The 23,017-nt window shown below is 63.9% G+C and carries 23 protein-coding genes and 1 tRNA gene; 14 read left to right on the top strand and 10 right to left on the bottom strand.

The window, feature by feature from the left end; all coding sequences use genetic code 11:
* The first annotated feature begins 11 nt into the window (after positions 1–11).
* Together J3E61_RS18180 and J3E61_RS18175 are read left to right on the top strand one after the other, a co-directional pair.
* Positions 12–755 (top strand): SDR family oxidoreductase, encoded by a 744-nt coding sequence (locus J3E61_RS18180; RefSeq protein WP_210084477.1) that lies wholly within the window; start codon positions 12–14, stop codon positions 753–755.
* Positions 756–795: 40 nt separating this feature from the next.
* Positions 796–1,659 (top strand): ABC transporter substrate-binding protein, encoded by an 864-nt coding sequence (locus tag J3E61_RS18175; RefSeq protein WP_210084476.1) that lies wholly within the window; start codon positions 796–798, stop codon positions 1,657–1,659.
* A 78-nt stretch (positions 1,660–1,737) separates the two neighbouring features.
* Here the strand turns inward: J3E61_RS18175 and J3E61_RS18170 are convergent, their stop codons facing one another.
* Positions 1,738–3,351: a CocE/NonD family hydrolase gene (locus J3E61_RS18170; protein ID WP_210084475.1), complete on the bottom strand. Its 1,614-nt coding sequence runs from the start codon at positions 3,349–3,351 to the stop codon at positions 1,738–1,740.
* 230 nt (positions 3,352–3,581) lie between these two features.
* Between J3E61_RS18170 and J3E61_RS18165 the strand changes: the two genes are divergently transcribed.
* The 7 genes from J3E61_RS18165 to J3E61_RS18135 all read left to right on the top strand — a co-directional run bounded on the left by J3E61_RS18165 (position 3,582) and on the right by J3E61_RS18135 (position 9,872).
* Positions 3,582–4,205, top strand: coding sequence for a TetR family transcriptional regulator (locus tag J3E61_RS18165; RefSeq protein ID WP_192721635.1), 624 nt, complete (start codon positions 3,582–3,584; stop codon positions 4,203–4,205).
* Positions 4,205–4,633, top strand: coding sequence for a hypothetical protein (locus J3E61_RS18160; RefSeq protein ID WP_192721636.1), 429 nt, complete (start codon positions 4,205–4,207; stop codon positions 4,631–4,633). The genes J3E61_RS18165 and J3E61_RS18160 overlap by 1 nt, the downstream gene beginning before the upstream one ends.
* 61 nt (positions 4,634–4,694) lie before the next feature.
* On the top strand, positions 4,695–7,592 hold the full coding sequence (locus J3E61_RS18155; RefSeq protein ID WP_210084474.1) for an MMPL family transporter: 2,898 nt from the start codon (positions 4,695–4,697) through the stop codon (positions 7,590–7,592).
* Positions 7,593–7,599: 7 nt separating this feature from the next.
* A complete protein-coding gene (locus J3E61_RS18150) occupies positions 7,600–7,935 on the top strand; it encodes a DUF732 domain-containing protein (RefSeq protein WP_210084473.1) in 336 nt (111 codons plus the stop codon).
* A 116-nt stretch (positions 7,936–8,051) separates the two neighbouring features.
* The gene (locus J3E61_RS18145; RefSeq protein ID WP_210084472.1) at positions 8,052–8,501 is read left to right on the top strand and encodes a hypothetical protein; all 450 of its coding nucleotides are present in this window, start codon (positions 8,052–8,054) and stop codon (positions 8,499–8,501) included.
* Positions 8,502–8,603: 102 nt separating this feature from the next.
* Complete coding sequence (locus J3E61_RS18140; RefSeq protein ID WP_210084471.1) at positions 8,604–9,518, top strand: MBL fold metallo-hydrolase; 915 nt, start codon at positions 8,604–8,606, stop codon at positions 9,516–9,518.
* Positions 9,519–9,680: 162 nt separating this feature from the next.
* Positions 9,681–9,872 (top strand): hypothetical protein, encoded by a 192-nt coding sequence (locus J3E61_RS18135; RefSeq protein WP_210084470.1) that lies wholly within the window; start codon positions 9,681–9,683, stop codon positions 9,870–9,872.
* 907 nt (positions 9,873–10,779) lie between these two features.
* Here J3E61_RS18135 and J3E61_RS18130 read toward each other — a convergent pair.
* Positions 10,780–11,196: a helix-turn-helix transcriptional regulator gene (locus J3E61_RS18130; protein WP_210084469.1), complete on the bottom strand. Its 417-nt coding sequence runs from the start codon at positions 11,194–11,196 to the stop codon at positions 10,780–10,782.
* Between the two features lie 294 nt (positions 11,197–11,490).
* Here J3E61_RS18130 and J3E61_RS18125 point away from each other — a divergent pair, with 294 nt between their 5' ends.
* The 3 genes from J3E61_RS18125 (at position 11,491) to J3E61_RS18115 (ending at position 14,339) form a co-directional block, all read left to right on the top strand.
* Positions 11,491–13,257 carry a PE family protein gene (locus J3E61_RS18125; protein ID WP_210084468.1) on the top strand — a complete coding sequence of 589 codons (1,767 nt, stop codon included), beginning with the start codon at positions 11,491–11,493 and terminating at the stop codon, positions 13,255–13,257.
* A gap of 352 nt (positions 13,258–13,609) precedes the next feature.
* Positions 13,610–13,894, top strand: a complete 285-nt coding sequence (locus J3E61_RS18120; protein ID WP_210084467.1) for a hypothetical protein — start codon at positions 13,610–13,612, stop codon at positions 13,892–13,894.
* A gap of 247 nt (positions 13,895–14,141) precedes the next feature.
* Positions 14,142–14,339, top strand: a complete 198-nt coding sequence (locus J3E61_RS18115; RefSeq protein ID WP_210084466.1) for a hypothetical protein — start codon at positions 14,142–14,144, stop codon at positions 14,337–14,339.
* Positions 14,340–14,566: 227 nt separating this feature from the next.
* Here J3E61_RS18115 and J3E61_RS18110 read toward each other — a convergent pair whose 3' ends face one another.
* A complete protein-coding gene (locus J3E61_RS18110; protein WP_210084465.1) occupies positions 14,567–15,130 on the bottom strand; it encodes a nuclear transport factor 2 family protein in 564 nt (187 codons plus the stop codon).
* Between the two features lie 104 nt (positions 15,131–15,234).
* Here J3E61_RS18110 and J3E61_RS18105 point away from each other — a divergent pair, with 104 nt between their 5' ends.
* A complete protein-coding gene (locus J3E61_RS18105; protein WP_192721643.1) occupies positions 15,235–15,882 on the top strand; it encodes a TetR family transcriptional regulator in 648 nt (215 codons plus the stop codon).
* A gap of 7 nt (positions 15,883–15,889) precedes the next feature.
* On the opposite strand, the gene J3E61_RS18100 is transcribed toward J3E61_RS18105, so the two are convergent.
* From J3E61_RS18100 to J3E61_RS18085, 4 genes are all read right to left on the bottom strand, one after another.
* The gene (locus tag J3E61_RS18100) at positions 15,890–16,660 is read right to left on the bottom strand and encodes an SDR family oxidoreductase (RefSeq protein WP_210084464.1); all 771 of its coding nucleotides are present in this window, start codon (positions 16,658–16,660) and stop codon (positions 15,890–15,892) included.
* 81 nt (positions 16,661–16,741) lie between these two features.
* Entirely contained in the window at positions 16,742–17,605 is an 864-nt protein-coding gene (locus J3E61_RS18095; protein WP_210084463.1) for an SDR family NAD(P)-dependent oxidoreductase, read from the bottom strand.
* A 72-nt stretch (positions 17,606–17,677) separates the two neighbouring features.
* Positions 17,678–18,421: an SDR family oxidoreductase gene (locus tag J3E61_RS18090; RefSeq protein ID WP_210084462.1), complete on the bottom strand. Its 744-nt coding sequence runs from the start codon at positions 18,419–18,421 to the stop codon at positions 17,678–17,680.
* A gap of 90 nt (positions 18,422–18,511) precedes the next feature.
* Positions 18,512–19,282 carry an SDR family oxidoreductase gene (locus tag J3E61_RS18085; protein ID WP_210084461.1) on the bottom strand — a complete coding sequence of 257 codons (771 nt, stop codon included), beginning with the start codon at positions 19,280–19,282 and terminating at the stop codon, positions 18,512–18,514.
* 185 nt (positions 19,283–19,467) lie between these two features.
* On the opposite strand from J3E61_RS18085, the gene J3E61_RS18080 reads away from it, so the two are divergent.
* Positions 19,468–20,655, top strand: coding sequence for a cytochrome P450 (locus J3E61_RS18080; RefSeq protein WP_210084460.1), 1,188 nt, complete (start codon positions 19,468–19,470; stop codon positions 20,653–20,655).
* A 16-nt stretch (positions 20,656–20,671) separates the two neighbouring features.
* Here the strand turns inward: J3E61_RS18080 and J3E61_RS18075 are convergent, their stop codons facing one another.
* The 3 genes from J3E61_RS18075 to J3E61_RS18065 form a co-directional block, all read right to left on the bottom strand.
* Positions 20,672–21,151 (bottom strand): SDR family oxidoreductase, encoded by a 480-nt coding sequence (locus J3E61_RS18075; RefSeq protein WP_210084459.1) that lies wholly within the window; start codon positions 21,149–21,151, stop codon positions 20,672–20,674.
* Positions 21,152–21,894: 743 nt separating this feature from the next.
* Positions 21,895–21,971, bottom strand: a tRNA-Met gene (locus tag J3E61_RS18070).
* Between the two features lie 52 nt (positions 21,972–22,023).
* A complete protein-coding gene (locus J3E61_RS18065) occupies positions 22,024–22,971 on the bottom strand; it encodes a helix-turn-helix transcriptional regulator (protein WP_210084458.1) in 948 nt (315 codons plus the stop codon).
* Positions 22,972–23,017 lie beyond the last annotated feature (46 nt).

The raw sequence follows: 23,017 nt of genomic DNA, 5'->3' as shown, positions 1-23,017 counted from the left end.
AGGTCACTCTGATGGGTCGCGTTGCAGTAATCACTGGAGCCAGCCGAGGAATCGGCGCGGCCACCGCATTGGTCCTCGCGGAGCGAGGCTTACGGGTGGTCGTCAATTACAGGTCCAGTGCTGACGAGGCGGATGAAGTTGTCCGAGCCGCGAAGGCGGCGGGTGGCGAAGCTGTGGCGATTCGGGCCGACGTCACAGACGCCGATGCGGTCACCGCGATGATGGAAGAAACCGTGCAGCGGTGGGGCGGGGTTGACGTGCTGGTGCACAACGCCATGATCCCGTTCAAGGTCACCTCATTCGCCGATCTGACCTGGGAGCAGCTGGGTGACAAGCTGGATGGCGAGCTGCGCGCTGCCTTTTTGGTCACCAAAGCTGTTGTGCCAAACATGATTTCCCGCGGGTATGGCCGCCTGGTGTACCTGAGCACCGGATTGTCCCGGCGCCCGCGCGAGGGCATGATCACGTTGGGCACCGCCAAGGCCGCGCTGGACCAATTCGTCAGATACGTCGCGCTCGAGGTCGCGCCACACGGAATCACCGCGAACCTCGTCGCCCCGGCCACGGTGGACGAGACGAAGGTTACCGAGCAGTTGACAGACGACCAAGTTCATCATCTCGGCGCGACCAACCCCATGGGTCGACTCGTGCGCCCAGACGAGGTGGCCAGGACGGTGGCGTTCCTGGCAAGCGACGATTCAGGGTTCACCACCGGCCACTACCTCACCATCAACGGTGGCCTGTCCATGGATTGAACTTCGCTGTGAAGCAATAGATTTGGAAGAAGGCAGGCTCATGCAGACGATCGATCTGGCTTTTGTCGGGCGTGGTATCCACGAGGAACTCGTGGCGTACGTCGCCGACCAGGAGGGGTACTACCAAGACGAGGGGGTGCACGTCGCCGTGCGCGACGGCGTCGAGTGGCCAATCGAACGGGTGCGCCTCGGCGCGACGATCGGTTTAGGCCGAGCACTTCTGTCGCGGCTGACAGACGGCACCGAATGGAAGATGCTGTGCGTCAACACCCATCGTCCGCTGTTCTGGTTCCTCGGCGGCCCCGATGTGACGTCGATGGCTGATCTTCGCGGGCGGCGCCTGGCCGTCCACTCCCCTCATTCTCCACCCGGTTGTTTCGCCAGGATCGTGTTGCGTGCACACGGTCTTGACCCCGACCGTGATGTGGAGTCTGTGGTGCGCGCGCCCGCCGACTACCAGATGGACCTGCGACGCCTTCGCCAAGGCTCCATCGATGCCGCCTACGTGGGCAGCACGCTTTCTCCCGAACAAGTCGCCGAGGAGGAAGGCTTCCACGTGCTCGCGTGGGTCGGCGATCATTTCCAGATTCCCACCGTGGGTGTTGCCGTGGCTCCCGCTTATACGCCGCCGGACAGCCCAGCGCTGCAGGCGGTAGTGCGGGCCAACCATCGTGCGCTTCACACCATGGCCGAAAAGCCCAATCTGGCAATCGATTACGTCGCCGCATTATTACCGCGGCTGACCCGGGAGGAAGCGCAGAAGCACTACGAGCGCTACATCGGCCCGTACTTCACCGCCGACGGGGGCGTGGATCTCGCCGTCGCACAGCGAGGAATCGACGCCGTCGCCGGCGAACTCGGCGTTGCCTCGGTAGCCGCCGAAGAGTTGTTCACGCCTCGCTAACGGCGATCAACTGAGAGGCTCAAGCCATGACAGGCGCGTTCATTCTGGGCGGGATCGGCACACCGTTCGGGCGCACGGTCACACCGGTAACACCAGCCGCGAGCTCCCGTGCGCAATGGTGTGGGTCGACGGCTTGAGTCGGCTGCCGGTGAGTGGCGGCTCGCCGGTGCCGAGGTTGCGCGCATAGCGCGGATGAGACCCGCCCGCGATGAGTAGCCGGATTCGGTGGCCCGCGCCGAATCGATGCGCGATGGCGTCGAGGTCCAGCCGAAGCGGTTGCGCCCGATCGGATGGGAGGCGGACGTAGCCGTCGCTGACGTTGCGGGAGCGGCCCTTGGGGTCGACGTCGCTGACCCGCACCCATACGTCGGCGTACGGGATGTCGGTGCTGTGAACGAGTTCGACGAACGGTGTCCCGATCACTTCGAGGTCTTCGGTGAGCGCGGGGCCGGTGAAGCTGAGCACGTCGCCGCGCTTGGCGAGGCGTGCATCATTGCGGTATCCGGCCGCTGTGGACAACAGCCGCCCACCGATCGTCGGTGTCGGGTCGGCGGGGTTGTAGACGAACTGCGACGACGAGGCGCGCGGGGCGGGCGCTTGCTTGCTCAATGTCGAATCAGGGTGCAGGTAAAGCACTTTCGTGTCGTATTCGGGCGGCCAGTGCGCCAAGTCGCGCCACTCCTGCGCTCCGGTGACAAAGATGCGGACACGATCTCTGCGCGCGCGTGAATGCGTTTGGGCCAGATGTTCGGCGAGCCAGTCCAGGGATTCACGAGTGGTCTGGCCCGCCCCGCCCAGGCCGATCTGTCCATGCGTCCACGGGCCGACGGTGAGGCCCACGTCGACGCCACGCGCCCGCAGGTGCCGGAATTGATACAGCGTCTGCTCGAGGAACAGGTCCTGCCATCCGGTGATCAACCGGATGGGGACATCGACCTTGTCGAGCGCCGACCGCAACTGTGTCGGGTGCCAGTACTCGGCGGTCGTGTCCGGGTGCGCGACCCAGGACTGGTACCACGGAGCGGTCTCGCCAAGCAGTGACTTCGCAGCATCGCCCAGTGGTAGGGCACGCAATGCGGGATCCACGCGCCAACGGCCCGCAAGGCCGACGATGAACGGTTTGAATCTGCCGTCCTCCTGACGGGCCACCAAATCGCTCCAGCCAAGGAAGTCGCCGAGCAGAAACGATCCGGTGCCCCATACGGCGTCGCTTATGTCGTGCGGGCCAACGGAAATCACCGCTGCCGCCAACTCTGGTGGCGGATCGGCGAGCATGGCCCACTGGGTGAAGCCGAGGTACGACCCGCCCATAGTGGCAAAGCGCCCGGTGAACCACGGCTGCGCCCGAAGCCAGGCCACGGTGTCGGCGCCGTCCTCGACCTCTCGCCTGCCGGGTTCGAATTCACCGCCGGAGCCGAAAGTGCCACGCACGCTTTGCAAGATGACGTGGTATCCGCGCGAGGCAAAGGCCCGCACTGTCTGGAATGCGGCCAGCGGGCCGCGACCATAGGGGCCGCGGATGAGGATCGTGCCCGCTGGTGTCGTCGTCGACGGCGCGTAGTGATCGGCCAGCAGATCTATCCCGTCGCGCATCGGCACGACGACGTCGCGAGTCACCGTGAAGGCATTGGTGGGCGGCGGGAGCCGCAATAGCCGGGTGATGACCCGGTCGGCCAATCGAATTGATGGCATCGCCAACCGGCACCTCCCCCTGTGGCCCTAGACGCCAGAATGACAGAGGACCCCTGGGTTAGTCGCCAACTCCGACCATTGTTGCGTGAAGACCAACACGCACCCCGATACGCAACAAAATCGCTCGCAAGTGACCCAGCCGACACCGTCGCGCCAGGGCCGGACCCGTCGCCCAGCGAATTCCTCAAGAAATGGTTGTTGGGCGGCTGCTCAACACTTAGTCTGCCTTCGTGTCCAGCACTGCAGCTGACGAGCGACCGCGCGTCCGACGCGAGGCGACTCGGGCTGCGCTAATCGAGGCAACCGCCCAAATCATGCTCGACGAAGGCTACGCCGCGGCGACGTCACGGAGGGTCGCGGGCAAGGCCGGCGTCAAGCCCGCGCTGGTGCACTACTACTTCCCAAGCATGGACGATCTGTTCGTCGCCGTTCTGCGTGACAAGGCCGAGGACAATCTGGCACGCCAGCGTCAGGCAATCGCCGAGGCTCAACCGCTGCACGCGCTGTGGCAGCTGAGCAGCGCCCACGATGCGCAGTTGTTCACCGAGTTCCTCGCGATGGCTAACCACCGCAAAGCAATTCGAAGCGAAATCGTGGCCTATGCCATGCGATTCCGCGACCTAGAAGAAGGTGTAGTCACCTTGGCGTTGAAGGCCCGCGGCATCGACATCGAACAGTTCCCGCCGGTGGTCATGACCATGATCATGGGCGGCCTGGCGCGGATGGTGCTCCACGAGCAGGGACTTGGCATCACCCGCGGGCATCGCGAAGCCGCCGCGTTCATCGACCGCTGGCTTGATCGCTTCGAAATGCCTGCGTGGGATGCGTCCGGGGCGGGAACGGAGGGCCCCTGATGCTGCGTTTCGCCAAGCGTATTTGGGTGCTGCTGGTCATCCTGCTGGTCGTGGCCATCGCGGTATTCGTGGTTGGCCGTTTCCGCGGTTTCTTCGGCCACACGGTGCTGACCAAGCCGGGCGCGGGTCTGGTCAATGACCCGGAGCCGTTCAACCCCAAGGTCGTCAAGTACGAGATCTTCGGGTCGGGCTCGGTCGCGACCATCAACTACCTGGATCTGGACGCTCAACCGCAGAAGGCCCTGAATGTGCCGTTGCCGTGGGAGCTCACCCTGACGACCACCGCTCCGGCAGCCAGCCCCAACATCATCGCGCAGAGCGACGGCGGCACCATCAGTTGCCGAATCACCGTCGACGGCGTGGTCAAGGATGAGAGGACGACCAACGGCGTGAACGCCCAGACCTTCTGCTTGGTGAAGTCGGCATGAGCGAAGCTTGCGAGCGAATCATCGGCACAGAATGCGGTAACCGAGCCTGCGAGGTGACCGCATGAGTAATACGCACGTCGGCGCGCACCCGATGATCCCGCGATTCATCCGACTGTTCTGTGTGCCGATCTTCTTGGGCTGGATCGCACTGGTCGTGATCGTCAACGTCATCGTCCCGCAGCTGGAAGTCGTCGGCGAGGCGCACGCGGTGTCGTTCGCTCCCAAGGACGCACCGTCGATGCAGGCGATGCAGCGCATCGGTCACGATTTCCAGGAGTTCAATTCCAACAGCTCGGCGATGATCGTCCTGGAGGGCGACCAGCCACTCGGCGACGCCGCGCACAAGTACTACGACGGCCTGATCAAGAAACTCGAAGCCGACACCAAGCACGTCCAGCACGTTCAGGATTTCTGGGGCGATCCGCTGACCGCAACGGGCGCGCAGAGCGCCGACGGAAAGGCCGCCAACGTCCAGGTGTACCTGGCGGGCAACCAGGGCGAAACCCTGGCCAACGAGTCCGTGCAGGCCGTGCGGACGATCATCGACCAGTCGTCCCCGCCGCCTGGAGTCAAGGTTTACGTCACCGGCCCTACGCCGCTCTCGAACGACCAGCACCACGCCGGCGATAAAAGCGTCAAGCTGATCACCGCCATCACCATGGGCGTCATCTTCGTGATGCTGTTGCTCGTCTACCGGTCGATCGTGACGGTGCTCCTGGTTCTGGTGATGATGTTCATCGAGTTGTCCGCTGCCCGGGGAATCGTTGCGGCCCTTAGCTATTACAACTTGATCGGGTTGTCGACGTTCGCGGTCAATCTACTCACCACGCTGGCGATAGCGGCAAGTACGGACTATGCGATCTTCCTGTTGGGCCGCTACCACGAAGCGCGCAACAACGGCGAGGACCGCGAAACCGCCTTCTACACCATGTATCACGGCACCGCTCACGTCATCTTGGGCTCGGGTCTGACCATCGCGGGTGCGACGTTCTGTCTGCACTTCACCAGGCTGCCCTACTTCGAATCGTTGGGCATTCCGTTGTCCATCGGAATGCTCGTCGCGACCATCGCCGCGCTGACGATGGCACCCGCGCTGCTGACGATCTGCAGCCGCTTCGGCCTGTTCGACCCGAAGCGGAAGACCGACACCCGAACTTGGCGGCGGGTCGGCACCGCCGTAGTGCGTTGGCCCGGACCGATTCTCGCCGCATCCGTCGCCCTTGCGCTTATCGGACTGTTGGCGCTGCCGTCCTACAAGCCGGGCTACTTCGACCGCGATTACCTTCCACCGGACATCCCGGCCAACATCGGCTACGCGGCCGCCGACCGGCATTTCCCCAAAGCCCGGATGAACCCCGAGTTGCTGATGGTCGAGACCGACCACGACGTACGCAACCCCGCCGACATGCTGGTGATCGAGCGGATAGCAAGGGCGATCGCCCACACCCAGGGCGTCGGACGGGTGCAGGCCATCAGCAGACCGCGGGGCGTCCCGATTGAGCACACCTCGATTCCATTCATGGTCGGTGCGCAGGGCACCACCCAGCAGATGAATCAGGACTACATGGACAAGGTCATGGCCAACATGCTGACGCAGGCCAATGACATGCAAACCTCCATCGACACGATGGAGAAGATGCAGAACATCACCATGCAGATGGCCGCGACCACGCACAACATGGTCACCAAGATGGTCGTCACCACCGCCGATCTCGAGGAGTTACGCGACCACATAGCGGATTTCGACGATTTCTTCCGCCCGATCCGCAACTACCTCTACTGGGAACCGCACTGCTACGACATTCCGATCTGCTGGTCGATGCGCTCGATCTTCGACACCCTCGACGGTGTCGACACGATGACCGACGACATCAAGAACCTCTTGCCAGACCTGCAAAAGCTCGACACGCTCATGCCGCAGATGGTCGCGATCATGCCCGCCCAGATCGAGTCGATGAAGAGCATGCAGCAGATCACGCTGACGATGTATCAGAGCCAGAAGAGTCAGCAGGATCAGATGAAAGCGATGCAGGAGAACCAGGGCGCCATGGGCCAGGCGTTCGATCAGTCGAAGAACGACGATTCGTTTTATCTGCCACCGGAAGTCTTCGACAACGCCGACTTCAAGCGCGGCCTGAAGATGTTCGTCTCGCCGGACGGAAAAGCCGTGCGGTTCATCATCTCTCACGAAGGTGATCCCGCCACTCCTGAAGGCATCAAACTTGTGCCACAGATCAAGAGTGCGGCGTTCGAGGCCATCAAGGGCACACCGCTGGAAGGTTCGAAGATCTACATGGCGGGCACCGCCTCGACCTACAAGGACATGCAGGAAGGTGCCAACTGGGACCTGCTCATTGCCGGAATAGCGTCGCTCTGTTTGATTTTCATCATCATGTTGTTGCTCACCCGGGCGGTGATGGCGTCGGCGGTCATCGTGGGCACGGTGTTGATGTCGCTGGGCACATCGTTCGGCTTGTCCGTGCTGATCTGGGAGCACATCCTTGGCAGGCCGCTGCATTGGCTGGTGCTGGCGATGTCGGTGATCATCCTGCTGGCGGTGGGCTCCGACTACAACTTGTTGTTGGTGTCCCGATTCAAAGAAGAGATCCATGCCGGCATCAAGACCGGAATCATCCGGTCGATGGCGGGCACCGGCGCGGTGGTCACCTCGGCAGGCCTGGTGTTCGCGTTCACCATGATGACGATGATGGTGAGCGACCTGGTGGTGGCGGGGCAGGTGGGCACGACGATCGGTCTGGGTCTGCTCTTCGACACTTTGGTGATCCGGTCTTTCATGACGCCGGCGATCGCGGCGATGATGGGGCCCTGGTTCTGGTGGCCACAGATCATCCGGATGCGGCCAAGACCGTCGCCGTGGCCCAAGCCGAAAGAGCGCGCGCCCGATACACCGGTCAGCGTCGGCGCTTCCGACGAGAATCCAACGGGCCCAATCGGATAGGGATGATATGAAGACCAAACTGGCAGCGGTCGCCGCGGGGGCGATAGCGACGGCGCTGGTGTTGGCCCCATCCGCGTTGGCCGATCCCGACACCGATTTCACCAACGAACTGCACACCTATGGCATCTACGGCGGCAAGGACTACAACGCGTGGATCGGGAAGATCACGTGCAAGCGACTCGACAAGGGGCTGGACCAGGACGCCGACAAGTCGGCGAAATTCGTGTTCCTGCAACTGCCGAAGGGCAGCACAACGGAGCAGGCGTGGCAGTTTCTCGGTGGCGCGCTGCGCTATTACTGCCCCGAAAAGCTGCCGATCCTCGCGTCCGCCGCGCAGCAGTGAGAAACGGGGCGACTCACCGCGAGTGTTGGGTGGCTTGAGAGTCGAACATATGTTCCAATGGGCTCTCGCAGGCCCGCTCACTGCGGGCGATGTTCAAAAAGGAGATCGCCGCAACAATGACTGTAGACACTCTGGCACCCGAAGCGCTGTCCACCGAGTTCGACACCCCCGCCGTCGTCGTACCTTCCAGCGAGAGCTCCGCGCCTGAGACCAGGCCGGCGCCCGAAGCGCCCGCCGCTGCCGCCCCTGCCGACGAGAAGCCGAAGAAGGCGCCGGCCAAGAAGGCCGTCGCCAAGAAGACCAAGACTCTGGAGCTGACTCTTACGGTCACGGGTACCGCTGACGGTGAATGGCGCGCCGAACTCAAACGGGGCACCACATACCTGGCCCGCAACGTCGCGGTCGCCGCTGCCGCTGTTTCCCGGGCGGCTAAGGAACTGCATGAGGACCTGTCCATGCCGATCGACGAGGTCATCGAAGAGGCACGCGCCGTGCAGGCCGCCAAGGTTGCCGCACTCGAGGCCGAACTGGAAGCGGCCCGCCAGGCCCTCGCCGACCTGGACTGAGCCCGCCGCGTTCGGTTGGGATGATCTCGAGGACCAGCTCGCGTAACACCAGAAGGGAGGGTGACACCGTCGCCGGGTATGGCGGCCAGGAGAAGAGGAAACATGAGCGTGGACAACGTTTCTCAGCTGGGTAGCACGGGACTCGACGAGTTGGTTCCGTCGCGCTACGCGCAGCAGGTCGGCGATATCGAAGTGCTGGTGATCAGCGATGGCGTGTTGCCGATTACCGCCTCGACGTTGGCCACCAATGCCGACCCGGCCGACTTGACGGGCTGGCTGACGGACATGTACCTGGCGCCCGACGTGGTCGACTGGCCACTCAACGTGGTCGTGGTTCGTACTGGCGGCAGGACCATCCTCGTCGACGCCGGGCTCGGGGTGGAGTTTCCCGACTTCCCGCGGGCCGGGCAGACAGTCCACCGGCTGGAGGCAGCCGGCATCGACCCCGGATCGGTGACCGACGTCGTGCTCACCCACCTGCACATGGACCACGTCGGCGGCCTGCTCACCGACGGACTCAAGGCACGACTGCGTCCCGACCTGCGAGTCCACCTGGCGGCCAGGGAAGCCGAATTCTGGGAGGCGCCTGATTTCTCGCGGACCGTCATGCCACAGCCGATACCCGACGTGCTGCGGCGAACCGCAACGCAGTTCTTGGACGAATACCGCGGCCACCTACGGCCGTTCGAGACGGAATACGAGGTCGCGCCAGGAGTCCTCATCACTCGCACCGGCGGCCACACTCCGGGGCACAGCGTGGTGCGTGTGGAGTCCAAGGGCGAGCGGTTGACGTTTGCCGGCGACGCCGTGTTTCAGGTGGGGTTCGATAATCCCGAGTGGCAGAACGGTTTCGAACACGACCCCGACGAGGCGGCGCGCGTCCGGGTCCGTCTGTTGCGGGAGCTGGCGTCGACCGGGGAGGCGCTGGTGGCCACCCACCTGCCCTTCCCGTCCGTTTGCCGGGTGGCGGCCGCCGGCAACACATTCCGCTGTGTACCGGCCGTGTGGGATTACTGATCCCACAACGCTGACAAGAAACGGCCGCCAGCTGATGCTGGCGGCCGTTACTGCGCTGGAGACCCAAGGACCAATGGCACTGCAAGTCAGGGGCGATTGGATCTGATTGGGAGCAACTGCCGGCGCGTAGCGTCCGCCGTAGCCCATGGAAAGGATCGACGGATGACCGAGGCGACAACGACGTATTGCAAGGTCTGCGGGCACGCGAAAGAGCATCACGACTTGAATGTGCATCTAGACCCGAAGCACCATGTCAGGGCTCGCGAAAAGGCCGCGGAGGGTCACGGCGCCTGTCGCGACAATTCCTTTGGCGACAACCACTGCATCTGCGTCGAGTTCGAAAGCTGGACCTGACGGACCATCTCCCACCTGGTGTCAGATGCGAGGGATGGTCGTCGCTGGCGCCTTCCTGCGCACAGGCCGTCTGGGAATACTGACCTCACCAGTTTCATCTGGGAACCGTGATCGACAGTCGCTGGCGTGGCCGCGCCGATCCGGATACCGGTAGATCGGCTACCAATAATCGCGGATTGGTAGAGCCCGAAGGCAGGGACCGCCTGTTCGATCGACGTGATCCCGCGTGGCCGCCGGCGACGCGGGATCCTCGTCACACCTCACTTCATTGATGTCACGCCGACACCCGCAGCCGCGTGTCCGCCCGGTTCGGAGTTGTGCGTCGAAGAATGTTAGCCATGGCAGCTGGATTGCGTTTTTCTCGCTGGCGAAGGCCCCCTAGAGTGCGCGAAGCGCAGATAACTGAACCTCTGTACAAGCGCGCTGCAGATTGCTGAGCTGAGCGATCGCGCAGCAAGTGCGGCATGCGCAGAGGGTGTGCTGCCGGCTAGCAAGGTTAGCCGCGATTATCGCGCTAAACCGTCTCCGCACCGCGGACAGATGCGTTGACCTGGGAGGACAGCCCACCCGACGAGTTACAGAGTTGCGGTATTCCCCAATCCATGCGATTGCTTGCGCAAGTGTATGGCGAGGCGCAGTATGGGGGTTGTAGCCGCGCATGAAGTTCGCTGCGCCGCAGAATGCTTCATCGATAGCCCTTAGCAAGTCAGGGGCGGGATCACTGAAGTCCAGTGTTTTCTGATCTTGAAAGTCAGGGGTGAGATCGTTGATTGACACAGAGCTCTCGGAGGTAGGCGACCTCATCAATGCAGCACGCCGCTATGGGAAAACGGGCGGGAACCGCGTGTTGCCACATCTGCGGTGGGAGCTAGCACAGGTGATGTCTCGGGTGCGGCCGGACGATCTGTCAGCCGTTGAGATCGCCGCCCTGCTCGCTGTTCTCATGCCGGCCCATTCCCGGGTTATCGGCGGACCAGCCAGGCGGCCAAGGCTGCGCGTGCTCGGGATCCGCGGCGAGCACCCGGCGCCTGACTTCGCTTAACAAGGAGTCGATCGACACGCCGGTCAGGTCGCCGGTGAGCGTTGTCAGCTCAACCACGCCCAGCTCGCTGCCGGAGAGGTAGCCCGCGGCGACCAGTGCTTCGACCGGAGACCGGCCGTACACGCGTGCGAGGGCGACGACGGCTTCGGCGCTTGGGGTGTTGGTGCCGCGTTGCCAGCGGGAGATGCTGGATTGATCGATACCGGTTGCGGTGGCAATTTCCTTCTGGGCAGCGTTGCCAGTCACAGTCATGACATACCGCCACCACGTCACCTGTGTCACCCCGTCAGGGTAGGGCATAGCCGCAGCAAGGCGGGGCGTGGACTCGTCGCGCGATTTCGGCATTGTGCCCCTGACCTTCGTCCCCAATAACCCAAGTGCGGCATCGCCGGTAGCGGGCTATCACTACGATCGCATGTTGCGTGTAAGCATACATAGTTGTATGGTCACATGCATACACGTGCGACTGGCGCGGCGACGACTGTTCATGGCCCTGGTTTCGACAGCGAGAGCGTGGGTGACGGGTCACGTCACAACCAGCGGTCCGGCTCTGTGGAGCCTGAATTGGAGTTTCAAATGAATAGGTACGTCTACCCATACGCAACGGGCATCGTCATCGCCGGCGCGGGCGCCGCATTGGCAATTGCGTCGTCCGGCGCGGCACAGGCTGCGCCAGTACTGGCCCCGCCCCTTTCACCAGACACGAGCGTCCAGTCAACGACAGCGGGCATCCAGTGCCTGATGCTCACGACTGGGTGTTCAACGGGGTCTAGCAACTTTGCGCTGTCGTCCAACGCGCCGACTCCGAATGCGCTGGCGGCCGCGGTGTTCAGCCCCACGGGCCTCAACGATCCGTTGTACAACCTGATCGGCATCGGCAACTTGATCCCAATTGTCAACATCTTCGTCAGCAACGGCGCTAATGGCGCGCCGGGAACTGGCGCTAACGGCGGCAACGGCGGGCTGTTGATCGGCTACGGCGGCTCCGGTGGATCCGGCGCAGCGGGCCAAGTCGGCGGCAGCGGCGGCAAAGGTGGGCTGTTCTTCGGCAACGGCGGTGCCGGCGGTGCCGGCGGGATCGGCGCGAACGGCGGCAACGGCGGCAACGCCGGAACGCTGGCGCTGTTCGGTCACGGCGGTGCCGGCGGCGTAGGCGGCAACGGCGCGCCAGGTACGGCAGGCGTAGCGGCCACAGGCGCGGCCGCAAACGGCACGACCGGCACGACGGGCACGACCGGCACCACAGGCGTCGACGGTGTTAACCAGGCGCCTGCCGGCGCTGCGGGCACTGAGGGGGCTGCCGGTGGGGCGGACACAGTCACCGGCGGCAACGGGCTTCCGGGCACTGACGGCAACCCCGGCGGCGCCGGCGGAGCAGGCGGCGCAGTAGCGGGCACAGCGCCTCTGGCGACCGGTGGCACCGGAGCTAACGGCGGCAACGGCACACCAGGTGCTAACGGCGGCGCAGGCGGAGCAGGCGGCGCCTCGTCGACCACCGGTGCTGGCGGAACGGCCGTTGGCGGTGACGGCGGCAACGGCGGCAACGGCGGAACCGGCGCGACCAACGGCGGAGCCGGCGGAGCAGGCGGCGCTGGAGTGAGCACCAGCGGTGTGGGCTACGGCGGTGACGGCGGCGACGGCGGTGACGGCGGAATCGGTGCTGCGGGTCAGGCCGGTGGAACCGGCGGAACCGGTGGTGCTGGCACTGCCGGCGCCAATGGGACCGTTGTAGGCGGGACAGGTACCGCCGGCGGAGCCGCAGGCTCGGGCGGTAACGGTGGCAGCGGCGGCCTCTTCGGTGGCGGCGGCGCGGCCGGTAGCGGCGGCACGGGCGGCACGGGCGGGACCGGAGGCACCGGCCAGGCCGGTGGTGACGGCGGCACGGGCGGCACAGGCGGCACAGGCGGTACGGGCGGTAACGGCGACGACGGCGGTAACGGCGGAGTCGGCGGTGCTGGCGGGGCCGGCACGGGAGCTGGCGGAACCGGCGTCGGTGGAGTGGGCGGTCAAGGCGGCTCGGGCGCTACAGGCGGACCGGGCGGCGCAGGCGGCACCGGCGGACTCGGCGGTCCAGGTGGCGCGGGCGGAACCGGCGCTGCGGGCGGAACCGGCGGCACGGGCGGTACCGGCGGCACAGCCGGGACAGCTGGTAGCGGCGGGATCTTCGGCCACACCGGCAGCAGCGGCACGAGCGGTGGCACCGGAGCGACCGGAGCCACAGGTGCGACCGGTGCAACCGGCAGCACGGGAGCGACTGGCAGTACCGGCGCGACCGGCACCAGCGGCACCAGTGGCGCTGGCGGCACTAACGGCGGCCCCGGGGCCGATGGGGCCTCGTCATAGCCGGCGAGTAGTGCCTGGTGTTAAGCCACTGCGATAGAACACTCGGGGCGTCGGCCAAGCCGGCGCTCCGAGTGTTGCGCAGTCGACCAGCCAGTGGTGAAGAAGTGAGACCGATGCCGACCCGAAATAGCGTCAGCGCCGCAGCAGTTGGTGCACAGCTTCCCAGGGTGCTGCACTACGCAGTCCGTGCCGCGCTGCTGATGCCGGTTGCCCGATCGATCGTGAATTTCCTGCTCTCTCAAGCACTTCAGCACCAAGGTCGATCACCACTTATCCCCCGCGAAACGATTCCTTACGACAAATGGTTACGGCTCGTGATCAGTGCAACCGAACCGCGAAAGGATGACCGCTCATGAATGAACTCGAGGACGGCGCCGCGTTTCGCAAACGTCTGGAGCTCGACGACTTCCGATCGGGTCCGTCTAAACCGCGGGAGCGCTACCTGGAGATCACTTGCCACATGCGCGCTCGCTCGACTGACGTGAGGGGCGCTCTCGCCGCGGGGCAACCGCAGCCACAACCTCAGATCGACTGGCGCAACGTCGCTGTCTGGGGTTGCATCACAACGGTTTCCGTGCTGGAGATGATTGCCCCCACGTGGGGTCTGCAAATGCTGATTCAGATGATGGTGCGCTGATATGAACCGTTCGTCGCCGACGAATTACCTCGGCACCCTCAAGCACGCAGCGACGCGCCGGATACTGCGCTCGACGGGCCGAGCGCACAGTATGGCGGGCCTTGTTGCAACACAACACTTTTTACCTGCGGTCTGGTCAGGACGTGTGCCGTCATATGTGTTGACCCACCGACTGCCCGATTTGGTTGTAGCCCTCCGGCGCATGCGTCCACAGGCCCGGGATGGCCGAACCATGAAGGAGTTCGAGATGCAGAAGACTACGCTGCCCACCTGGCGCGACTACGCCGCGTGGCTCACGCCTGACGAGATAGAAATTCTGGAGCGCTGCGACCGGAACCCGAACCACCCCAATGGGTTGGAGGGTCACCGAAGGGGGCAGATCGCAACGGCCCACATGTACATCATGGAGCGACGGTCGCCGCGGTGGCGAAGGTGGCTGAGGTAGGGGAACGGGGCCATACACGACCAACTCGACCCGTCGCCCCCTCCCCCTGGCGGCGGGTCGAGGTCATCTCCACGGGCAGGCCTGTGGCACTGCCAGCACCGCATCATGCAACGCGGCTACCAGGCTTATCTTTCCGACCCCGACCACCGAGACGCGCGCGAGGTTCCCGTAAGCACCGGTTCGCATTGATTCAGGGCGGCTTACCAGCGTTTGGTTCCCAAGTCGGGTCACCAACGAGCGGGCACCGGCGTATCGATAGTCAGTGGTCGCTGGTAAGAGAGATCGGTGCGGTCACGGGTACCGGTTGAGTATCCCTTCTCAGTGAAGAAGGGCGACTTGAGGACTCGCGCGTCGGCGATGAACATCCCTTCGACCGTCGACCGGCGGACCGCAATGCGCCATTGTCCGTTTCGTCGCTCGAGACGATCGATGTAGCGGCCGGTGATGAACTGGGCACTTTTCGTGTCGGACCCGATGAGGACGACGATGACATAGCTTTCAGCGTGCGCGGTCTCGCCGTCGATGTCGCAGGTGTGGGTTGTGATGTTGTGCGTGTGTACCCGTGAGGTCTCGGCATGGGTCTTGTTCGCCCACTGCGCATACTCGGGGCCCGCGTTGATCGCGTCGCCGTGCTCGTCGACACCATCTGAGTGATATGCCGACGTGAGCAGGTCGACGTCATGGCGGTCATGGCCGCGCGCGTGCCGGCAGATGCAGTCCAGGATTTCGGTGCGGTCCAGGAGATATCGCACGTCGCGGTGAAGCGTTGCGAAGTCGGTGTCTACGGTCATGGTTCTCCTCAAGGCGGCTCATGGGTACGCCACTGCCCACTATACGACTGTATAGCAGACGGGCGTATAGCAGAATAGGAACCAACCGATCGAACGGAGCAGCCATGGCGACGGCGGCGCGGCGCGTGGGCGCCGAGACATCGAAGACCCGCGAAGTCCTTCTCGACTGCGTCGAGAAGATGATGCTCGAAGAGGGCTATCCGAGCGTCACCTATCGGGCGCTCGCGACGAAGGCGGGTGTCACACCCAGTCTGGTGCAGTACTACTTCCCCAGCCTCGATGACATCTTCGTCGCTGCCATCAAGCGTTACTCAGAACGCGGTTTGACATATCTCGCCGAGTCGCTGAAGCGTCGTGCCGAGGATCCGCTGCGCGCTGTGTGGGAGTACTCCTGGGATGAGGCGTCGGGCGCGCTGATCACCGAGTTCATGGCGCTGGGCAATCATCGTGAGTCCGTGCGGACCGAGATCGCGGCGGTGACCAAGAGCGTGCGCCGAATGCAGTTGGATGCACTGGTCGCCAAGTATGGCAAGGACGCTCGACCGATCGGCGACCTGTCCCTTCCGGCGCTACAGCTGTTGATGTCGGGTCTGCCGAAATTCCTCAACCTCGAGAAGGGCATCGGGGTGAAGTCCGGACATGATGAGGTCACAAAGGCTTTCGAGCGCTACATCGGATCCGTGGAGCCGCCGGCCGATCCGCCCAAGCGAAAGTCGAGCACGCGCCGGCGCGCAGCGGGGCGGACCCGCTAGGCCGGTCTCAGCGGAGGACAGTCCCGCCGTCGATGTTGATCACCTGCCCATTGATCCACGCACCCTCTTCGGACATCAGGAAGGCAACCAGCGCTGCGACGTCGCCGGTCTCCCCCACCCGCGGACCGCGAATGCGCCTCAGCGCGCCGGCTTCGAGTTCGGCCCACTGCGGGGCGGCGCGGATCGCCTCGGTGGCGGTGAAGCCCGGAGCGACTGCGTTGCAGCGGATTCCGTCTTTGCCCCAGCGAGAGGCGACGTGTCGTGTCAGGGCCCCGATTCCGGCCTTGGCGGTGGCATAAGCAGGCCGCACAGGCTCGCCCTGGAACGCCGCCGCCGAGGACATGTTGACAATGGCGCCGCCGCCGCGAGCCAGCAGCTTTGGGATGACGTATTTCATGGCGGCGACGTAGCCGCGAAGGTTGACCGCCATCACGCGATCCCAGAGGTCCAAGTCGATGTCGACGACATCGGTGTCAGACCGCAGCGCGCCCATGTCCGCTCCGACGGTGAACAGAAAGTCCACGCCGCCGAAAGTGTCCCCAGCGGAGTCTACGAGTACTGCGATGGATTCAGGTTCGGCTAAGTTGAAGGCCACTGGATGCGCGGATCCGCCTGCGTCACAGATACTCTCAGCGGTGCGTCGTGCGTTGCCGATGGCAATGTCGCCGACGACGACGTGGCAACCCTCGGCGCCGAGCCGAACGGCCGTGGCTGCGCCGATACCGGTCGCACCACCGGCCACGATCGCAACCCGGCCAGCCAATCCCTGCAGGGACATTCCCGCTCCTCCAGTTGCTCTCCTGACCGCCGACCAGCTGAGGCGGTGCTTTCTACTGCTGTACGATCGTACGGCAGTAGGTCACCGCATCACATGCGGGTACTGACGATGCGGGTGCACGTCGAACATGTCGCGGTAGGACGGCGGCTGACGACCATCCTCGTCGGTGATGCCGTACTTTTTGGCAAGCTCCGCCCCGATTACGGTGTGGCCGCTCAGCGCCATCAGATCGGGATCGTTGTAAAGCGCCCAGATGACATGCCCGGTCAACTCTGGCGTTTCGGCGGTGTCGAGGATGTGTCCATGTTTCTCGGGGCTCCTTGCGATGATCGTGCGAACCCGTTCAGTGAGAAGCGATCCCATCCAGATGGATATGGCGGCGATACCGTATTCGCGGAAGTCGTAGCCCATGTCGGCGGCCATCTTGTCTGTGCCGGCTTTGGGGACCCCATACGCGGGGCCGAAAGCGTAGTGAACTGCCCCTGACGAAGACGAAAAAGCAACTAACCCTTTGTCTTGCGGAATCATCAGCGGTGCTGCATACACGGTGGCGACATAGCTGCTGCGCAGACCGACGTTGAGCGTGTCGATGACGCTGAGGGGTTCGGCCCAGAACTTCGTTCGCCCCATCATCGCATCGCGGATGATCGCTGCATTGTTGACCAGGATGTCGATCCGGCCATGCTGCCTGCGGATCTGTTCAAACAACGCCTCGACCTGAGCGTCGTCGCTGTGGTCGACGGCGACAGCGATACCGGTCCCACCGGCGGCGGTCACGCGCGCCGCCGTTTCGTCGATAGTGCCTGGCGCCGCCGCGGAACTAGAGTCGCTGGTGCGGCCGGTCACATAGACCGTGCAGCCATGGGCGCCTAGCGCACGGGCTATCCCTGCGCCCGCGCCGCGGCTGGCGCCTGTCACAACCGCGATGATGGTGTTGTCAGACATTGGTGTTCGTCGATTCGCAGTGCACGGTCTCCTGCTCTTCCTTATGTGGCTGGGCTCTTCGAATTGGTCGGTTCAGATGACGGCTCCACCGTTGACACCGATCACCTGACCGTTGATGTATCCCGCCTGCTCCGAGCACAAGAACGAGCACACTGCCGCCACGTCTTCGCCGGCGCCGAGCCGGCCCGCGGGAATGCCCTGTGTAAGTACCTCCGTGCCCGGAAGTTTGCCTTCGGCCTGCTGCTGTCGAAGCATCGGCGAGTCGATGACGAAGGGCGGCACGGTATTTGCGGTGATGCCCTTACGCGCGTAGTCCAGCGCGACCGTCTTTGTCATGGCGATGACTCCACCCTTGCTGGCCGAATAGTGGCCCTGCCGCGGCGCGCCCTGTTGTCCGGCGGCCGAGGAGATGGTGACGATGCGGCCCCAGCCCGCAGCCACCATGTCCGACAGCGCGGCTCGGATGCATAGAAACGTTCCCGTGAGATTGACTGCCAGATAACGGTTCCACTCGTCGAGCGTGATCTTGTCGAACCGCGTGAATCCGGCGATCGCCGCGCTGCTCGCGAGAATCTGCACAGGGCCCAGCGAGTCACGCACCTCTGCGAAGGCCGCTTCGACTGTTGCCTCGTCTGAGACGTCAACCCCTAACGCAACTGCACTGCCTCCAGCGACTTGGATTTCGACGGCAGCCTTTTCGGCAGCTTCGGCGTTCACGTCCAGCACGGCAACCTTGTGACCGTCGGCGGCAAGTTTGGCGCTGATCGCATGCCCCAGGCCAGATCCGCCGCCGGTCACCACCGCTGTTCGGCTCATTGACACCACTCCTCGACTGCGGCCAGCTGCACCAGGTGTGCTGTACGACTGTATAGCAGATGCCGATCCGGGCACAAGAAGCCTGTGCGGTCATACGCCCGCGGGGCCCGGTGCGCCGTGCATGTACAGCGTCTGACCCGAGCAGAAACTCGATGCGTCTGAGGCGAAGAACAAGACTCCGTAGCCGATCTCGTCGGGTTCACCGAGGCGGCCCAGACCGTTGGAGAGCGCAATCGCTTCCGGATCGAGGCCATACCGGGCCGCGTCGTCGGTCAGCGTGGCGGCGCGAACGGCGCCTACGGCAATGGCGTTGACCCGAATGCCTTTCTTGGCCCAGGCTGCGGCCATCGATCCGGTGAGGTTGTTGACTGCGGCCTTGGCAGCGCCGTAGGGAGCCGCCTGCGGCATCGCCAGAAGGCTGGCACCGGAGCTGATGTTGACGATCGCCCCCTTGCCTTGCGACATCATCGGCTTGGCTGCGGCCTTCGACAAGTGCCAGACGGCTTTGAAATTCAGCGCCAATACGTTTTCGAAGTCGTCGTCGGGCCACTTGAGGATGGATTTGGTTTCGGCGCCGCCTGCACAGTTGACGAGCACATCGAGTCGTCCGAACTCGGCGAGAGTGGTTTCGACCAGGTCGCGACACGCTTCGGCGCTGGTGACGTCGGTGGAAACCGCCAGGGCGCGCTGCCCCATGGCCATGACCTCTTTGGCTGTCGACTCCAGCGGGTCAGGTCGACGGCCGGCCAACACCACGTCCGCGCCGTGCTCTGCCAGGACAAGAGCAGCACCGCGTCCGATTCCCGTGCCTCCACCGGTGATGACGGCGACACGGCCGTCCAAGGCGAATCGACTAGACATTGCGCTCCTTGAAATTTGTGACGGGCGGCCGCTGGCGCGGCATCCGACGTGATGTTGTACGAGCGTATAGCACAGTCGACAGTCTGCGAAACATCAGTCGTGCTTGCCCACTGATCACTGCTCCTATACAGTCGTACAGCAGCCGTGGCATGCGCATGTGCTATACCGCATCGGAGGAGCCGACGTTGAGCGACTTGTACTACGACCCCTGGGATTTCGATATCGACTTGGATCCCTACCCGACCTATCGTCGTCTGCGTAATGAGTGCCCGGTCTACTACAACGACCTCCATGACTTCTGGGGAGTCAGCCGCTACGCCGACGTGGATGCGGCGCTGAAGGACACCGCGCGGCTGAGTTCGGCCAAGGGCGACATCCTGGAGGTGGTCATGACCGATCCCGTCATGCCCCCGGGAATCTTCATCAATGAAGATCCACCGCTGCACACGATCCACCGGGCGATCGTGTCGCGGGCGTTCACACCGAAAAAGATGCGCGCAATCGAGGACAAAATCCGCGCCTTCTGTGTCGCATGCCTGGATCCGCTCGTCGGTGGTGATCGGTTCGACTTCGTCGAAGACCTCGGTGCTGAACTTCCCATGCGGACGATCGGCATGCTCGCCGGTATTCCTGATGCCGAACAGCCCGCGGTACGCGCGCACGCCAATCAAGCGCTGCGCAACGAACCCGGTAAGCCGATGGAGATCAACAAGGATCGGTACTTCACCGGTGAGATGTTCGGCGAGTATGTCGAGTGGCGCGAGAAACACCCCTCCGACGATCTGATCACCGAACTGCTCAATGTCGAGTTCGAAGATGAGACCGGAACCACGCGCAAGTTGGCGAAGCAAGAACTCATCGTGTTTCTGGCCGTCGTCGCCGGAGCCGGTGTGGAGACCACGGGTCGCCTATTTGGCTGGATGGGCAAGGTGCTCGCCGAACACCCCGACCAACGCAAGGAACTGGCCGAGGATCATTCGTTGATCCCAACGGCCATCGAGGAACTTCTTCGCTTCGAGCCGCCGGGTCCGCACGTGGCGCGCTACGTCGCGTCGCAGGACGTGAGATTCCAGGGACAGGTCATACCGGCGGGTAGTGCGCTGCTGATGATGCTGGCCTCAGCCAACCGCGACGAGCGGCACTTCGAGGACCCTGACAAGTTCGACATCCACCGAAAGCCGGGTGGCCACCTCACCTTTGGTCGCGGAGCACACTTCTGCGTCGGAGCACCATTGGCTCGGCTCGAGGGCCGCGTCGCACTCGAAGAAGTTCTCAAGCGCTGGCCGGAGTGGGACATCGACATGACCGGTGCCCGACGGTCGCGCACATCGACGGTGCGCGGCTGGGACAGCATGCCCGCAATCGTCGGGTGAGCTGGCCGCCGGCGCCTCAGCGGATCCGGCCGAGTCCGCCAGCCACGACGAGAGACTCTCCGGTGATGTAACTGGCCTCCCCGCTCAACATGAACACCGTCGCGTAAGCGATGTCCCACGAGCTCGCCTGCCGTCCCAGCGGGAACTGAATCTGCCAGCGTGACTGCACATTCCCGCTTCGATAGCGGCCGAGCGGAGTATCCACCGGACCGGGGATGAAGACGACATCGATGTGGGGGCGTGGCACTCCCGAAGGCTCACTGGTCATGGTGCGCGAAACTAGGCGCGTCATGGAATCACTCGGCCGAGCGGACGGTGGCCGGCTACTTCTTGTAGATCGTGAAGCTGGATCCGGTCGCCAGGACGAAGTCGGTCGCGTTACCGCAGATGGTCGCCGAGACGGGCGAGCCGTCGTACTGCTTGGTTCCGGGATCAGTGGCCGAAATGACACCCGAGACGCCCACCGCAGGATGATCGGCCGGACACGTCGTCCCATCGGCCGGAGCACCGGTGGCGATATTGGTCAGCTGCAACGAAGCCCCGTTGAGGAACGGTGCGTCGAAGTAGATCGTTTCTGTTCCGGGTGCTGTCCTGGACGTATAGCCCGACCCTGGCTGCTGTTCACCACGGGCGACGCAGCCTCCCAGCGGATGGGGAAACGTTTGGTTGGGCCCCGAGAAGCTGCTGCATTGAATCCAGACATTGGGCGGTACCGGCGGCTCCGCACCGGCAGTCGCGCTCAGCATCACTGCCGATCCGAGAAGGCCTGCAGCAACCGCGACAACGACTGCCGCGGTGGGGATCTGGCGACGACTTGATGAAGTATTCATGCAATCCTCACTGGTGTGGTCATCGATTCGGAGGCCACCAGCGATCTGCTAGAGCGGGCCATCCCACCTCGCTGTACGGGCGTACAGCACGGTCGAGTCATTGGTAGCACACTTGTGATTCGCAGCACAAGCACGGTTGTCGGCTCACTGTCACGCGTGCTATACAGATGTACAGCGTCGTCTGATGGAGGCTCGAGGGGTGCTTCTGCGGGGACAACTGAAGCGACTAAACGGACTGGATTCGCCGTTGCCTGATTCCGAAGCGCACAACGCGAATGGCTAACCGCCGCAGAACTCGCCGGTCGCAGACATGGCCCGATTGTCGCGACTATGCCCTCTCAGCTGTTGCGCCGCCTTCCCAACGCGAATGAAAACGGCCCCCGGAGTCTCCTCCGAGGGCCGTTTTACCTGGTAGCGGGGACAGGATTCGAACCTGCGACCTCTGGGTTATGAGCCCAGCGAGCTACCGAGCTGCTCCACCCCGCGTCGGGTGAACGCAAGGTTACCGAAGCCGCAGGTGCACTTCCAAATCGCGTGCTCAGCCGCCACGCAATGTGACGTTTGGAGCGTGACCGTACGCCTGCCGGTAGAGCGCCGAGAAGCGGCCCGGGTGCGCGAACCCCCACCGGGCGGCGATTTCACTCACTGACGCCGACGCCGGTTTGGCGCCGGTTAGATCACGGTGCGCCTGATCGAGGCGCACCCGCCGCAGATACCCGGTCGGGGTCGTGCCGAGATGACGGCGGAACATCAACTGGACCGTCCGCGGCGTCACGTGGACAGCGCGCGCGATGTCGGAGACTCCGATGTCTCGGTAAAAATTCTCGTCGACGAACTCGACCGCGCGGCGCAACAAACCCTCGGACGTCCCCCGCTGATCTTTTCGGCAGCGCGCTGTGCGAACGGTGTCGGGGAAACACACGAGGATCGCCGCTGCAACTGTGCGTGCCACTGCGGCGACGACCAGCGGACTGTCGGCCGCTGGCGAGCTGACGACGCGCGCCACGTATTCGGCCGTCTGTCGCCACGTTCTGGCCAGCGCATCACTCGGTGGCTGGAATCCGCGGAACTGGATCGAAGCATCACCGACGGTCCCCGCCACGGCGTTGATCACATCGGTGCCAATGGCAAGCTGGCGAACGCGAGCATCGCGTGTCTGAAAGATCTGCGTCACATCGCGGCGTGCGCCCAGAAGCGGTCGGCCAACCGCCAATCGCTCGTCACGGCGCCCACATGTCAGCCTCAGCCGGCCGGCCGTCAGTTCGGCAACGAAGACGGCGTCCACCGGTTCACATGCGAAACGGAGCCGACCGGGTAGCGTCGTCTCGCTGATATTGAAAGAGCCGGCGTCGTAGATCACCTGACGCATCGTTGCACCCGACGCGACGGCCAACAGGCGGACTCTCGTGCCGTACGCGTTGCCGAGAAGTTCGCCGACTCGTGCAGGGTCCGCTGTCGCGAACTCCAGTCTTCGAACCACACTCATAACAATTGCCTCTAGGCAAATATTACAGCAGAACAAGCGATGGCAT

Source organism: Mycobacterium sp. OAE908 (assembly GCF_017872775.1).
Taxonomy (GTDB): domain Bacteria; phylum Actinomycetota; class Actinomycetes; order Mycobacteriales; family Mycobacteriaceae; genus Mycobacterium.
The sequence above is the reverse complement of the archived record's forward strand: the minus strand, read 5'-3'. Positions and strand labels throughout refer to the sequence as shown.